The sequence below is a fragment of the Actinoplanes sp. NPDC049802 genome (assembly GCF_040656595.1).
Lineage (GTDB): Bacteria > Actinomycetota > Actinomycetes > Mycobacteriales > Micromonosporaceae > Actinoplanes.
The window spans coordinates 1-14,707 of record NZ_JBFAMR010000036.1 but is presented as its reverse complement, the minus strand read 5'-3'; the positions used below and the strand labels follow the sequence as shown (position 1 = coordinate 14,707).

Sequence of the window (14,707 nt, the reverse complement as noted above, 5' to 3'; positions counted from 1 at the left end):
TCCAGCGGCCTACGGTCTGCGGTTCCAGCGCAACGGCCCCGGGCGTACGCTCCACAGCACCCGCCGCCACCAGTTGCGCCGGGCCCGCAACGCCGTGGCGTAAGCGACCACCTGTTCCCCCGCCCGATCCGCCTGCCCCGCGTCGGCGGCCTCCGGCGCGAACCCGGCCGTGTTGATCGCGTCCACCAGCGCGTCGAGCGGCGGCAGCGGCGGCGCTTCCGGCACGTCCGCCACCGGCTCCGCGCCGGACGGCGGCTCCGCGCCGGACGGCGGCACCGCGCCGGACGGCGGCACCGCGCCGGGCGACGGCTCCGCGCCGGACGGCGGCACCGGCCGCCGGAGCAGACCACCTCGTTTCGCGGGTGGTGGCGGCACCGACGCGTGCCCGGCCGCCTCGGTCGCCGACAGATGCGCCGGGACCGGGTTCCCGGCCAACCGCAGCGTGTCGGTGAACTCCAGCCAGGCCCCGGTGATCCGCTGCGCCGGGTCTCCGAACGTGAGCCGCCGCCGCCGTTGCGAAGACCGCAGCGCGACCACCGCCACAGCGGCGCCCACCAGCACGAACACCAGCCCACCCGAGGCGCCGGAGGCGATCAGCGCGGTGGACGGCCCACCCGCGCCGGGCGCGGCCACGACCACGGACGGCGGTGCCGACGACTCCTCGCCGGTGGGCGCGGGCGTGTCCGACGGTGACGGCGGCGGGGTCGGTGACGGCGGCGTGAAGTCCTCCTCCACCGGCCGTACGTCGTCGGTCTCGGGCAGCGGGTCGAAGGCCACCCACCCGACCCCGTCGAAATACACCTCCGGCCAGGCGAGCGCGTCGCCCGCGGTGACCGGGCCGCCCGCGGCCGGCGCGATGAACCCGACCACCACCCGGCTGGGCAGACCGGTCATCCGGGCGAGCAGCGCGTAGGCGGCCGCGAACTGCTCGGACGTTCCCTTCTGGCCGCCGAGGTCGCGGCGCCCGAAGAGGAAGTGGGCGAGGTTCGGGTACGCGTGCCCGCTCGGCGCGTCGGCCACGTGCCGGTAGTGCTCGCCCAGGAACTGTTCGATCACCACGGCCCGGTCGTAGGCGGCGCCGTACCCCTCGGCCAGATGCTCGGCGAGCCGCTCGATCTGCGCGGGCGTGTTCGGCCCGACCTTCAGATAGCGGACCCAGGCGTCGCCGGACGGCACGTCGGCGACCGGCAGCAGGTTCAGATCCGGGGTCTCGACCTGGGAGACGGCCGTGTAGCGCAGCCCGTCGGTCAGCCCTTCCGGCCGGATCAGGGTGCCGGTCGCCGCGTCGTAGGCGACCCGGGCCCCGGTGATCCGGGTGGGCGTCGGCACGGCCGGAAGCAGCCGGCCGGTCAGCCCGGTGATGGTGATCTGCTGCTGCGACTCGCTGACCTGGGCGCCGGCCGCCACGGTGGGGGGCGGCAGCACACGTCCGGCGTTGCGGTAGACGCCACCGACCCGCCAGGTCACCCCGTCGTAGTCGGAGAGCACCGCGAGCCGCAGCCGCACACCCGGCTGAGCGGGCGAGGCGGACGGCTTCCCGGAAGGACGGGACGCGGCGGCGGACGGCGCCGGAGCGGCCGCCGGAACGAAACCGGGACGGAACTCCAGCAACTGCTGGGTGGGGTCGAGCGCCCACCCCGAGATCCGGTTCAGCGGGCTCTCGTCGAGGCTGTCGACGCGCGGCGGTTGCACGTACCGTCGTGGGTCGACCGGCGTGGCGGTGACCCGGCCGGCGACCCACGGACCGGTCGCCGCGATCAGCCCGAGAACGACCGCCAGGCCGGCGGCCGCCCCGCCCAGCGCACGCGCCCGCACGGCCGCGTGCGCCGTGGCCGCGGTCACCGACGTGCCGGCGAGCGCGGCCACGACCAGCCCCGCGAACGCCAGCGTGCAGGAGGTGGCCGCCGACGCGTTGGGCCCGACCACGTAGAGCGCGCCCGCGTAGACGAGCGCCGGCGGCAGACAACCGAGCAGCACCCGCCCGCCGCGCACCGCGACCTCGGTGGCGGCGAGCCCGGCGACCCAGACGGCGCCGACCGCGATGATCACCGTGTCCGGCGTCGCCTCGATCGGGATCATGGCGGTGAGCAGCCGCGGAATGCCGTTGGTGAGCGCGTCCCGGGCGGCCGTGAACGTCAGCCCCGCGTCCCCGGCGGCCAGTCGCAGAGCCAGCACCGCGTACCCGGCCAGCAGCGCGGCCGAGATCGGCGCGACCGTCCACGACGGCAGCCGCCGCGCCGCGACCCCGACACCCACCGACAGCACCGCCGCGCCCGCCACCAGCCGGAACAGCAGACCGTCCGCGTAGATGCCACCCAGCGCGGCACCGGCGAGCATGAGCATGCCGGCCAGCGCGACCGGCACGACGGCCCGGCGCAGCACGCGCGTCACCATCCGCGGACCCCGTCCCAGGCGGCGGCGAACTCGGCGCCGTCGGCGGCCTCGATCACCAACAGGCGGTCGGTGGGCGCGGCAGGCGACGAGTCACGGTCACCGAGGATTCCGGCCAGAGCGACGGGGTACGCCGAACGCAGTCCACTCAGCGCCCCCAGATCGTCGCGCCCACCCGGTCCGGTGAGGAAGATCAGCGTGTCCCCGAGTTTCTGCGCCCGCAGGTGACGCAGGGTGGCGCCGAGATCCCCGTCGCCGAGGACCGCCTCGGTCAGCACGTCCAGATGCGGCCCGCCGAGGGCGCCGGCGACCAGGTGCAGGACGACCGGCAGGTCCTCGCGGACGGCGGCGACGACGATCGACGCGGCGGCCTCGCAGGCGTCCTCGAAACTGTCCCCGCGATGTGCGGCGGCCCGGTCGTCGAGCAGGACGACGATCCGCGGCTCGGAGGTGTCGAGTTGTTCACGGACCATCAGTTCGCCCACCTTGGCGCTGCTGCGCCAGTGGACGCGCCGCAGTTCGTCGCCGGGAACGTACTCCCGCAGCGTGTCGAACGTGATGGTGCCCTGCGGCACCTTGTCGACCCGCCCGTCGAGGCTGCGGGTCAGCCCGGCCGGGACCGCCCGCATCGGGTGCACCTTCGGATGGACGCGGACGATCGTGGCGCCGCCGTACGACCGGTTCAACGTGATCAGCCCCAGCGGATCACGGCGGGTGACGTGCAACGGCCCGATCGGCACCAGCCCGCGCCGGTGGGTGGGCACCGGATAACTCTCCACGGTGTCGTGGCCGGGCCGCAGGCGCAGCAACGGCACGTCGACGGCGCCGGCGCCGCAGCGGTCGGTGGCGACCAGGTTGGCGGCCCGCAGCCGGCTGGTGTTGCTGATGGTGAGGGTGACGTCGGCGGGTTCGCCGCGGGCCACCCGGTCCGGGTCGACGACGCGGGTGACGTCGAGGCGAGGCCGCCACAACGCGAAGACCAGCGCCGCGGCGACGGCGATCCCGGCGGCGGCGCCCAGCAGCGCCAGATCGGGGTAGCCGTAGCGGAAGCCGGCCACGAGCAGGACCACGGCGGCGACCAGGAGCCCGATGCCGCGGGCGGTCATCCCGCCGCGGCGCCGCCTGTCACCGGGAGACCCGCTCACCCCGCCGGGACGCGAGCCTGAGCCGGCGGTCGCCGAGCCTGAGCCGGCGGTCGATCCACCGGCTGATCCACCGGCCGATCCGGCGGCCGTTCCAGCCACCGATCCGGCGGCCGGGACAGTGGCCGGAGCGGAAGGCGATGCGGGGTCGTGAGCGCGGCGCAACGGATCAGGCCGGAAGATGCTGGCGGTCGGGCAGCGGCACCGGCACGGCGCGCAACGCGTCGGCGAGCACGTCGGCGGCGGTCACCCCGCGGAGCTGGGCGTCGGCGGACAACAGCACGCGGTGGGCGAAGACCGGCTCGATCAGGTCCTTGAAGTCCTCGGGCAGCACGTAGGCACGGCCGTTGATGAGAGCGTAGGCGCCGGCGGCACGAGTCAGGGCGATCACGCCGCGGGGACTGACACCGACACGGACCTGCGGATGGTTACGGGTCGCCGCGGCCAGGCGTACGGCGTACGCATAAAGGGGGTCGGCGATGTGGACGGCCGCGACCATCCGCGTCATCTCGCCGATCATGGTGGTGTCGGTGACCGGTTCGAGGGTGTCCGGGGACCGGACGGCCGCGCCCCGCAGCACCTCGATCTCGACGTCCTCGTCGGGGTAGCCGACCGACAGTTTGACCAGGAACCGGTCGAGCTGCGCCTCGGGCAGCCGGTAGGTGCCGTCCATCTCGACCGGGTTCTGAGTGGCGACGACCAGGAACGGCTGCGGCACCGGATGCGGCACCCCGTCGACGGTGACCCGCCGCTCCTCCATCACCTCGAGCAGCGCCGACTGGGTCTTCGGCGACGCCCGGTTGATCTCGTCGGCGATCACCAGATTGGCGAAGACCGGACCGGGATGGAACTCGAAACCCCGGCTCGCCTGGTTGAAGACGGTGACACCGGAGACGTCGGACGGCAGCAGGTCCGGGGTGAACTGGATGCGCCGCCACTGGCCGCGGATCGACGAGGCCAGCGCCCGCGCCAAGGTGGTCTTGCCGACACCGGGCACGTCCTCCAGCAGGACGTGCCCCTGCGCGAACAACGCGGTCAGGGCGATCCGGATCACCTCGGGCTTGCCGAGGACGACCGTGCCGATCCGGTTGGCCAGTTCCCCGGCGACCTCGGCGAATCCTTGTACGTGTGCGGGCGTCAGCACGTCGGCAGGTCCGCCAGGTCGTCCCCGCCGTCGAGGTTGAGCCACGCCCACGGGATGTAGGTCTTGCCCTTGTAGTTCACCTGGATCCACCACGTGCTTCTCTTGTTCTTGTTGTAGACGAACGCGTAGACCTCTTCACCGGACTTCTTGCAGTACGCCTGGAGCCGCGTGCCGTTCGCGACCCAGCCCGCCTGCTGATCGTCGTCCTGCCGGGCGACCTGAAAGATCTCGTTGCCGTTACGCCCCGACACATCCGAGTCGCAGTACGTCTTCTGATCCCCTTTGTCGCCGTTGATGCAGGTGGCCGTGCCGTACAGGGCGTCGGTCGTCTTCGCCATGTCCCCATCCGCGCTGCCGGCCGCATTCTTCGCGGTGACCGTGAACGTGTAGGCGGTGCTCGGCTTCAGCCCGGTGGCGCTCAGACTGGTGCAGCTTCCGCTGGAACCCTTGCCGCCGCCCGAGACGGTGAGCGCGCACGTGGCCGTGCCACCGCCGTTGTTCACGCTGAACGTCACCTTCGCCGTGTTGAAGGTCGCGTCCACCCCGGTCATCGTGACCGCCGGGGCGGCCACCGTGCGGGCCGTCGCGGTCGCCGCGTCACCGGCGCCGGCCTCGTTCACCGCGGTCACCTCGACCTGCACGGTGGCGCCGGTCCCGAGCCCGGTCAAGGTCACCGACGTCTCGGTCACCTTCGTCTCCTTGTCGCCGGCCTTCACCACGTACCCGGTGATGGGGCGGCCGTTGTCGGCCGGAGCCGTCCAGCTGACCCTGATCGCGCCGGCCTGCTCGGCCACGGTGGCGGCGTCCACGTTCTCCGGCTTGGCCGGTTTGCTGAACGGCACGACCGTGTTGCTGACCGCCGACGCCTTCGAACCGGCGCCCCGGTCGTTGACGGCGACGACGGTGAACGCGTACTGCTTGCCGAACTCCAGCTGGTCGGCGCCCACCTCGAGGGTGGTGCTCGCCGACTCGCCGATCGGGGAGCTGACGCCCTCCGAGATCGCGGTCACCGCGTACCTCTGGATCTTGTGGCCCTGGCCGTCGGCGGCCGGCCAGGTGACACCGACCGTGCCGTCGGCCTTCGCCTCGGCGACCGGCGTGCCCGGCGGGTCCGGCACCTCGGCGGTCGGCATGACCGGATTGCTCATCCGGCCCGGCCCGTCGCCCTTGCGGTTCACGGCGTGGACCTCGAACCGGTACGTCTCCCCGTTCGTCAGCCCGTCGATCACCAGCGACCGCTGGTCGGCGCCGACCGGGAACGTACGCCCGGCACCGGCCACCACGTAACGGGTGATCGGGGCGCCGTTGTCCCGCGCCGACTGCCACGAGACGCGCACCTCGGCATTGCCGGCGGCGGCGCGGACACCGCGCGGCGCCCCCGGCTTCTCGGCGACCGGCTTCTTCGGCTTCTCCTTCTTCGGCGGGGCCGGCGGCGCCTTCACCGGCGGCGGGTCGCCGCCGGTGACGTCGTCGCGCTCCTTGTCGACATCACGGACCGTGTGGTTGCCGTCGACGACCCGGGCCGTCGTGGAACCCGGCGCGTTGATGAACAGGTGCTCCTCGCGGACGTCCAGCTCCAGGTCGCCACCCGGCCGTTCGATGTCGATCGGCTGCTGCGGCCGGCCCTCCTCGTTGAAGACGTGCACCGTGCCGTCGTCCTCCGGCACATACAGATAACCCTCGTACGGGACGGCCGGCCCCAGGTCACCGCCGTCGTCGGGAACCGAGACGTCACGAACCCCGCTCCCGTCGGCGCCGACCGTGTAGACACGGCGCTCGTCCGGCACGGTGACCGCGATGACGTCGCCCTCGATGCGCTCGGGCAGCTCGCCCGGCCCGGTCAGCGGCAGCGTGGTCGGCTGCCCCGCCCCGGACTCCCCGATCACGGTGAGCGCGTTGGTGGTGCGGTCCAGCACGGCGACACCCTCATCGAGGGCGGAGACGTCCAGGTCGTGGCTGGCGGCGGCCACCGTGTCGGTGCGGGCCCGCACCGGCGCGGCCGCGCCCGGGTCGATCGCGGTGACGGTGCCCTCGCTGGGCGCGGCGACCCACAGGCGGCCCTCGCCGTCGAAGACACCGCCGCTGATGCCCGGCGGGAACTGCAACGCCTCGCCGACCGGCTGCAGACTCGCCGGGTCCACCTGCTGCACCTTGCCCTGGACGGCGTCGATGATGAACGCGCCGTCGTCGTGCAGGGCCACGCTCACGCCGATGCCCGGCTGGGACTGCTGATTCCAGTAAGCCTGCAGATCGGTGAGGTCCATCGACGCGATCGCGCCGGTGTTGACATCCCGCAACAGCACGAACCGGTCACTCTGGCTCACCTGCAGCGCGTGCCCGCGGGCCTGGTTGACGTCGGCGCGAGTGTCGATGCGGGCCGCCGTGCCGTTGATCCGGGCCAGCTCACCCTTGCCCTTGCTCCACACCCAGGAGGCCGCGTCGAAGCTGGCCAGCGCCTTGTCGGCGGTGCCGAGCCCACGAACCGTCAACCCGAGCCCGGCCACGAGCACGAGGACCGTCGCCATCGTGACCATTTGCCCCCGGCTGGGCAGGCGTCGCCTCCGTACCGCCTCTGCGCTGGTCACCGCGGCTGTCCTCCTGTCGATTCCGGTCAATCCGCCTCAAGGACGCAGGCCATCATAGGGAAAGCCGTTCGCCCGCGGGTACCCGTGTCTCACCGCCGTGGACGAGCGGCCCCCCGCTTGGTGCACTCCTGCACGGAACTGGACACCTGCTTCGTCGAATACACCGCCACCACCGCGAAGCAGTAGTCGAGCTTGGCGTTGAGCCCCGAGACCCGGAACTCCCCGACCCCCGGCCCCACGTTCGCGACAGGCTTCAGCTGCTCGCCCCGCTTGGCCATCGTGATGATGAACGGCGCCTTGCCCTTGGCCGGATCATCCCAGGCCAGACCCACACTGGCGCCACGGTCGTCGAGCTCCAGCCCGGTGGGCGGCGCCCCGCCCAGCACGGGAACGCTCGGCTCCACGGTCGCGCCGGTCACCTGCGCCACCGGCTCCTGCGACCGGTCCGCCAGCACATGAACGAGCGCCCCGACCCCGACGAGCGCGACAACCGTCGCCAGCACCATGAGGGCCACCGCGATGCCGCGCCCCCCGCGCCGTTCCCCTTCGACGGGGTACGGGCTGAGCGCACCCGCCGCGGGCTGAACAGATCCCGGCGCCCCCGAGAACCCGCCGGGCGGCCGCTGCCACACCCCCGGCTGCCCCGGCTGAAAGGCCGCCGGATACCCCGCTGGAGGTTGTGCGGGTCGTGTTCCGTCGTGTGCGGGTGCTGGTTGCCCGTAGCTGGGTTGTGCGGGTCGTGTTCCGTCGTGTGCGGGTGCTGGTTGCTCGTAGCCGGGCTGCCCCGGTCGTGTTCCGGAGTGCACGGGCGCCTGCCACCCGTGCCCGGCGATCACATCCGGATAGCCCGGCTGCTGAGGCTGACCCGGGCGCGTCCCCGCATACCCACCCATCGGATCCGGATGACCCGAAGCCGTCCCCGCCTGCCCGAGAGCCGGATCCGGATGACCCGGGCGCCCGGAGATCCCATCCGGAAAGCCGGACTGGGCGGGACCCATGTGCGTGTCCCGGGGTGCCGCGTAGTCGGCACCGGGCTCGTTCGGGTAGTCCGGTCGGGGTCCGGGCGGGACAGCGGGGTTCGCCGTCGCGTACCCCGGCGGTGGCGCAGGGTGCACGTGCGGGTCCCGTTGATCGGCGCCGGGTGCGCCGCTCCACGGTCCGGCGGGCATCTCCGGCTGAGACCGAACCGGGTCAGGCCCCGCGGGCGCCACCGGCTCCGGGCGGACCAGCGGAAACAACTCCGTCGCCCGCTCCATCACGCCCAACGGGTCCGGCGGGGGAGAGGGATGGGAAGGGGAGACGGGCGCGGGTCCAGGAACCGGCGATGGCCCGGGGCCGGGAGCAGGGGTGAGCCCGAAGCCGGGCGCCGGGGACTGGCTGGGGCTGGGTGTGAGCCCGAAGCCGGGCGCCGGGGACTGGCTGGGGCTGGGTGTGGGTCCGAAGCCGGGCGCCGGTGACGGCCCGGGGCCAGGAGTGGGATCGGGGAGCGGCCCCGGGCCGGGCACGGTCGGAAAAGGCACAGCGACAGGCCCCGGCCCAGGGCTCGGCATCGGAGCCGGGGCGGGCGCGGGAGGCGGTGCGGGGGTCGGCGTCGCGGGTGTGAAGGTGGGAGGAGACGGCGCTGTCGTGCGTACCGTCGAGGTTGAAAGATCTTCGGAGAGATAAGCGCGCGCCCGGGCGACCAACTGGTCCCCCTCGCCGAGAGTCGCCGGCCCGTGCTCGGCGACACGCCCGAACGCTTTGCGGGCTTCATGCCGGTTTCCGAGCTCTTGCGCAACAACACCCAAGTCATGGGAAATGTTCAGCATCAGTGGATCAGCGTCACCGAGCCGCCACTGCCCGGCCGCGTAGGCGTCCTCCAGAACCCGACGGGCGCCCATCGGATCGTCGACCCGCAGATAGACCCCGGCAAGCTCCCGCTGAGCGGTGAGAACGTCCGGCTGATCCTCCCCCAGCTTCTCCCGCCCGAGCTCAACGGCCCGTTCGAGCAGCACCTGAGCCGAGTCGAGGTTCCCGGAGGCGATCAAGCCACGAGCCCGCTCGAGGGCTGGAGTGAGAGGGGACGGCTGCGACACGCCCGCCATGCTGCCTGCTCATCAGGCTCGGCGCCACACCCGCCCCCAGTGACGGTCCCGACCCCCGCTTCGGCCCCGGCCCGGAGCCGTATATAGTTCTGACCTGTGCGGCCCGCTGGGCAGCCGAAACCAGGTGAAAACCCCGGTGACGGCCCCGGTAAGCTGTATAGAGCAGGTCCGGGTGGCGGAATGGCAGACGCGCTAGCTTGAGGTGCTAGTGCCCGTATAGGGCGTGGGGGTTCAAGTCCCCCCTCGGACACAAACTAAATCCCCATGAGAGTCCGCTACAGGCTGTGCCTGGACGCGGACTTTCTGTGTATCCGGGTGATAGGTGAGCCGGACCCCCAGTTGTTGATAGACGGCGGCCCGGTCTGCTGGATCCGCCTCACCCAGGACGATGCCGATGTCACCGAGTTGTGCGACCAGCTCTGTTATCTGTGCCGGGGTCAGCTGCGGAGCCCGTGGCGGCTGTGGGGCGTTCAACACCCGGGCAGCTTTCGCGCGCTCGGTTTGGGCCTCGCTGATCCAGCCGGTGACCACCTCCGGGTCCGTCGTGTTCGAAGACCGCGGTGGTCCACCAGGTACCGATCTCGACAGCCAGGTGAAGATCATGCGCGGGCATGCCGGGCAGTGTCGCAAAAGAGTGATACCGCCCGTGGCCCCGCGCAGCGGATCTTCGCATAGTGATAGACGCCCGCAAATCTCGTAGCGTGCGAGGGGTCGTGCCGGTAGAGATCAGGGCTCGATGCGTCCTGAGGCAGGTTCATGATCGACGACAACGACGGCGCCCAGCGTAAGGCCGCCGTCCTCGCCCGGCAGAACAGCGTCTGGCCCGCTCCGGCCACCCGGCAACCCAGCAGACCCGGCGCGGGGCGCGTCCTGGCGATCGTCCGCGGACTGGTGGGTGTGCTGGCGCTCGCCGTCGTACCCCCGGTGTTGCTCGTGCTGGTCTTCGGCCCTCCCGGCGGCCTGGTCCCGTCCTGGGAGGCCGTGACCGCGTTCCTCAGCGATCAGCAGCGGCAGAACACCAGAGGCATCCTCGCCGCAGCGATCGCCGCCGCGTTGTGGCTGCTCTGGGCGCTGATGATGATCCTGCTGGCGGGCAGTCTGCTCACCGTGGTCGCGGGATGGCGGGTCCCCCGCCTGCGGCTGCCGGCTCCGCTGCACCGGATGCTGTTCGGTCTGGCAGGCACCGCCGTGGTCGCCCTCGTGACCACCCCGCACGGCGGCGGCCCCTCCGGGACGACGACGAACCTGCCCGCGGCGGCCGCACCGCAGATGCGCGATCCCGGCGGCAGCGTCCTGCAGCAAGGGACGGTCACCGTCCTGGTCGGCGACGCCCGTTTCGAGTACGAGGTGAAACGCGGCGACACACTGTCCAAGATCGCCCGCAAGTGGCTTGGCGATGCGAACCGCTGGCCCGAGATCTGCAGGTTGAACCGGCATCAGCACCAGGCCGACGGCACGAAACTCACCGACTGCGACCTCATCTACCCCGGCTGGAACCTGCGCCTGCCCGGCGACGCCAAACCGCCCACCCGACTCAAACCGGCCACGCCGCAGCGGCCCCCGAAGACATCAGTTCCCACGCCGTCGGCCACCAAGGTCCCCACGCCGCAAGCGAGCACAACCACCGGCCCGCCGACCAGCCCGAACGCCATGAGCCCCACGGTGCCGAGCAGGCCGGCCACCGTCCCAGCGGCGCCCTCCTCCGCAGCCACCACGCCATCCCCGCCGGAATCCTCCTCCCCTGCAGCCGTCCACCCGGACGTGCCGGTGACCAGCGACGAGCACGGCGTGCAGATCTCCGCCGGGAACTGGGTGCCGTGGGCCTTCGCCACCGCCATCGCCGCAGCCGCGATCAGGGTGTGGCTCCAGCGCCGCCGCCGCTACACCGGCGACCCCGACGACGAGCCGCTGACCGAGCTACCGGCCCAGGTGGTGGCAGTCCGCCGCGCCGTCGCACACCACACCGCGTCACCGAAACCCGACCCGGACGAGAGCACCTCACCGGACCCGGCCCCGGTCACCACACCGCTGCCGCCGGGCAGCACCGGCCTGGTCGGCGACGGAGCGCCATCCGCCGCCCGCGCCGCACTCGCCGCGGCGCTCGCCTCCGGTGACCCGCATCAACCCGACAGCCACGCCGAGATCATCATCGACGCGGGCACCTTTCACACGCTGTTCGGCACCGACTGGCGGACGCTGCAACCCTGGCCCCGCCTCCAGGTCACCGACACCTTCGACGCCGCCCTCACCGCACTCGAAGCCCGGCTGCTACACCGCAACCGCCTCCTGAACGAACACGACGTGAACAGCCTCGACGCCCTGCGGCTAGCCGTACCCGACGAGGAACCACTCCCGCCGATCACGCTCATCACCGCGGCACCCGCCGGCGTCGACAGCACCCGCACCCGGGCCACGCTCACCCTCGGCGAAACACTGCGCGCATCTGCCGTACTGCTCGGCGAATGGCCACACGGCGCCACCATCGACGTCGCTGCCGGCGGAGACATCGAGATGGTGTCCGGGGCCACTCCATCGGCGTCGCGGCTGCCGGTGCTCGACGCCACCACGGCGTTGCAGATCCTGACCACTCTCCACGAAGCGCAGACCGGCACCCCGGCACCGCCCGCCGTACCCACCGTCGCGACCACGATGGTGCCCCTGCACGCCAGCCGCACCACCCCCGATCCGACGCCATCGGTGCCGCCGACCCCCACTTCGAAGGCGCCCACGACGGCTGACCGCGCACGATTGCGCGTACTCGGACCTCCGCGGATCGAAGGCATCACCGCGGAAGGCCGACCGTTGCGGGCCAAAGCACTGGAACTGGCGGTCTACCTCGCCACCCATCCCGGCGGAGCCACCACCCGCGAGATCGGCGAATACCTGTACCCCGACGCCCGGCTCAGCCAGGCCGACCAGCGGGTACACACCATCGCCTCAAACCTGCGCCACGTCCTGGGCCGCACCGACCCCACCACAGCGACAACCAGCCACTTGATCAAACACACCGGCCGCTACCGCCTCAACCCGGACACCGTCGACGTCGACGTCTGGCATCTACGCGACCTGCTCCGCGACGCCACCGCCGCGACCGGCTCCCGCCGCCAGGACCTGCTCACCGAAGCATGCGCCCTCTACACCGCCCCACTCGCCGACAGCATGGACTACGACTGGCTGCCACCCCACCGCGAAACGGTCCGCCGCTGGAGCACCGAAGCCCACCTGGCGCTGGCCGACGACTTCCTCGACAACAACGAGCCCCGAGCCGCATCCGAGGTTCTTGAGAAGGCCATCCGCCAGGACCGCTACAACGAAACCCTCTACGTCAAAGCCATGCACGCCCACCACGCCCTCGACGATCCCGACGGCATCAAAACCCTGTTACGCGCCCTCACAAAGGCCCTACTGAATCTCGACGCCGAACCTTCCGAGGAAACGATCACCCTCGCAGGCCAACTCCGCAACAGCCTCAATCACAGGTAGCTGCGACCGGATCTCTCGCTGAAGCGAGATGGCTGCCGGCAGGCATGCCCACTATCGGTAGCGGGCTCACCGCCGATGGCTCTACATCACCGGCCGAAAGCGTCGGGCGTACGCATGCCGAGCGTCACGGGCGGCAGGACTACGCTGCCGTCCTGCCGCTGACGTCCGACCGCTGGGGTGAAGCAGTCGCTGCCAAACTCCACAGGAACCTCACGTTCGCCGGCGCCGGTTACCTCAGGCCGAGGAGGGGCAGGAGCAACTGGCCATCAAGGTCGTTTTCCTCACTCCCCGGTGGTGCCATGATGTCGGAAGGCCCGCCGAAGTCCGAGAACGTCACCACCATGGCAAGGTCGGGTTTCGTGGTGACGGTGATCTTCGAGAAGCGCCCTGTCTCATCGAGCTCGACGCTGACCGGCACCTCCTTGGCCCTCGTCGAGAGGCTGTCGTGATCGGCGACGGTGACCGTGCCCGCGAACGAGCGGTCGCCGGTGGCAGTAACGGCCGTGGCACGGGTCGCCGGACCGGCCAGGTTCCACGGGAACTCGTCGTTGAAAACCACGGAGGTTTCGCGGAAGTTCGGCAACCGGGTTCGGATCCAGCCGCCCGCGGCGAACCGATCGGCTGTGGCCGATGACATCACCGACGTGGCCGGTGACATCGACATGGTGCGCAGTGTCTCGCCGGTCACGCGAATGTAGAGCTCTGATCCGATGCGGCGGACGGTGTAGTCCTCGCCGCGGATCTCCCAGTTCTTAGTCTGCGCGTTCACTACACCGGTGAAGTCCAGCGGCTCGTAGTTCATGTCCCGGGAGAACCGGGCAGACTCCGTACCCAATCGGGCCTTCGCCGCGGCGATCGCCTGCGCCGGGTATGACGGGATCGTGGCGGCGGGTGAGGATGCCTGGCTCACGTCGGCACCGCTGTCCGCGACTTCGGAGCAGCCAACTCCCGCAGCCGACATGAGTACCGCCACGCTCGTGGCCATCAGTCGCCCGACTTGCATCCGCATCCTCTCCCAAGATCATGAGTGGTCGACACAATATCGGAAGGCGTGGATTGGGTGCGAGCGGCTCGAGCCAGCTCGGCCCAGAACCCGTACTGCCGAGACGTGTGACTCTGTTGCCGCTGAGGTAGGCAGCCACTGCTGTCCTCAGCAGGCGCAGGCCTAGTAGACCGAGCTGGCCCGGCCCCGGCTGCCCAGACTCCCACAACGGGCACAGCGCCACTCGCGACGACGTGACATTCACCTCCGAAACTGTGTCAGCGTGCGGCCTGAGCGACGCGGCGAAAGCCTTCTTTACATCGCTGATCTTGCCTGTTTCAATTTCTCGGTTGCTTCGGGTGCTCCTAGTCCCGCGGGGGATTTACGATGATTGCTGCCCATCTGCGGGCTTTGCAGCGTGTGGCCGTACTTTGTGCTGCGACAATGGCTGCGGGAGGGCTGCAGGTTGTTCAAGGTTCGCTGCCAGCGTTGGCCGCGCCTCCACTGTGTGTCGCGGAGCAGGCTGACGCCACGGCTGCGAACCGGATGGCGGCGATTTGCGGTCGTCCTGTGGAGATTCTCTCGGAGCGGACCGAGAACTCGCAGGTCTTCGCCAACGCCGACGGTACCCGGACGCTTGAGCAGAGCGTCGAGCCGCAGCGGGTACGCCAAGGCGGTTCCTGGGTACCGGTCGACACGACGTTGAAGCGCACCGCCGCGGGTGTCGTGCCGAAGGCGGCCGTCCTGCCGATGACCTTCTCCAACGGCGGTGACGACCTGGTGGGCCGTCTCGTCGACGGTCGGAACGTGTCAAGGGATTGAGGCCAACGGGAGTTAAGCGGCTTGCGGTTGGGGCTGGGTTTCCTGGTCGGGCCGGTTGATCCAGACCTGCTCGG

The 14,707-nt window shown here is 71.2% G+C and carries 8 protein-coding genes, 1 tRNA gene and 1 pseudogene; 3 read left to right on the top strand and 7 right to left on the bottom strand.

The genetic code is table 11. From position 1 onward, the window contains the following. Positions 1-9: 9 nt before the first annotated feature. The 6 genes and pseudogenes from AB0I88_RS24125 to AB0I88_RS24100 all read right to left on the bottom strand — a co-directional run. On the bottom strand, positions 10-2,394 hold the full coding sequence (locus tag AB0I88_RS24125; protein ID WP_361028584.1) for a transglutaminaseTgpA domain-containing protein: 2,385 nt from the start codon (positions 2,392-2,394) through the stop codon (positions 10-12). Then, positions 2,388-3,497 carry a DUF58 domain-containing protein gene (locus AB0I88_RS24120; protein ID WP_361028581.1) on the bottom strand — a complete coding sequence of 370 codons (1,110 nt, stop codon included), beginning with the start codon at positions 3,495-3,497 and terminating at the stop codon, positions 2,388-2,390. Before AB0I88_RS24120 ends, AB0I88_RS24125 begins: the two co-directional genes overlap by 7 nt. 205 nt (positions 3,498-3,702) lie before the next feature. After that, positions 3,703-4,677 carry a MoxR family ATPase gene (locus AB0I88_RS24115; RefSeq protein WP_361028578.1) on the bottom strand — a complete coding sequence of 325 codons (975 nt, stop codon included), beginning with the start codon at positions 4,675-4,677 and terminating at the stop codon, positions 3,703-3,705. Beyond that, positions 4,671-7,202: a fibronectin type III domain-containing protein gene (locus tag AB0I88_RS24110; RefSeq protein WP_361028575.1), complete on the bottom strand. Its 2,532-nt coding sequence runs from the start codon at positions 7,200-7,202 to the stop codon at positions 4,671-4,673. Before AB0I88_RS24110 ends, AB0I88_RS24115 begins: the two co-directional genes overlap by 7 nt. Before the next feature lie 149 nt (positions 7,203-7,351). Beyond that, entirely contained in the window at positions 7,352-7,768 is a 417-nt protein-coding gene (locus AB0I88_RS24105) for a fibronectin type III domain-containing protein (protein WP_361028763.1), read from the bottom strand. Between the two features lie 1,347 nt (positions 7,769-9,115). Continuing rightward, positions 9,116-9,346 (bottom strand): annotated as a pseudogene (locus AB0I88_RS24100) (tetratricopeptide repeat protein); the annotation flags it as partial. A 166-nt stretch (positions 9,347-9,512) separates the two neighbouring features. Here AB0I88_RS24100 and AB0I88_RS24095 point away from each other — a divergent pair. Then, positions 9,513-9,596: transfer RNA gene (locus tag AB0I88_RS24095), tRNA-Leu, on the top strand. A gap of 506 nt (positions 9,597-10,102) precedes the next feature. Next, positions 10,103-12,829, top strand: coding sequence for a BTAD domain-containing putative transcriptional regulator (locus tag AB0I88_RS24090; RefSeq protein WP_361028572.1), 2,727 nt, complete (start codon positions 10,103-10,105; stop codon positions 12,827-12,829). Positions 12,830-13,058: 229 nt separating this feature from the next. On the opposite strand, the gene AB0I88_RS24085 is transcribed toward AB0I88_RS24090, so the two are convergent. Continuing rightward, positions 13,059-13,739 (bottom strand): hypothetical protein, encoded by a 681-nt coding sequence (locus AB0I88_RS24085; RefSeq protein ID WP_361028569.1) that lies wholly within the window; start codon positions 13,737-13,739, stop codon positions 13,059-13,061. A gap of 642 nt (positions 13,740-14,381) precedes the next feature. Here AB0I88_RS24085 and AB0I88_RS24080 point away from each other — a divergent pair. Next, positions 14,382-14,633 carry a hypothetical protein gene (locus AB0I88_RS24080; protein WP_361028566.1) on the top strand — a complete coding sequence of 84 codons (252 nt, stop codon included), beginning with the start codon at positions 14,382-14,384 and terminating at the stop codon, positions 14,631-14,633. Positions 14,634-14,707 lie beyond the last annotated feature (74 nt).

Excerpts from the sequence above, each read along its gene's own strand:
- AB0I88_RS24120 (WP_361028581.1), bottom strand. The coding sequence starts at position 3,497 with ATGACCGCCCGCGGCATCGGGCTCCTGGTCGCCGCCGTGGTCCTGCTC.
- AB0I88_RS24110 (WP_361028575.1), bottom strand. The coding sequence starts at position 7,202 with ATGGCGACGGTCCTCGTGCTCGTGGCCGGGCTCGGGTTGACGGTTCGT.
- AB0I88_RS24105 (WP_361028763.1), bottom strand. The coding sequence starts at position 7,768 with ATGGTGCTGGCGACGGTTGTCGCGCTCGTCGGGGTCGGGGCGCTCGTT.
- AB0I88_RS24125 (WP_361028584.1), bottom strand. The coding sequence starts at position 2,394 with ATGGTGACGCGCGTGCTGCGCCGGGCCGTCGTGCCGGTCGCGCTGGCC.
- AB0I88_RS24090 (WP_361028572.1), top strand. The coding sequence starts at position 10,103 with ATGATCGACGACAACGACGGCGCCCAGCGTAAGGCCGCCGTCCTCGCC.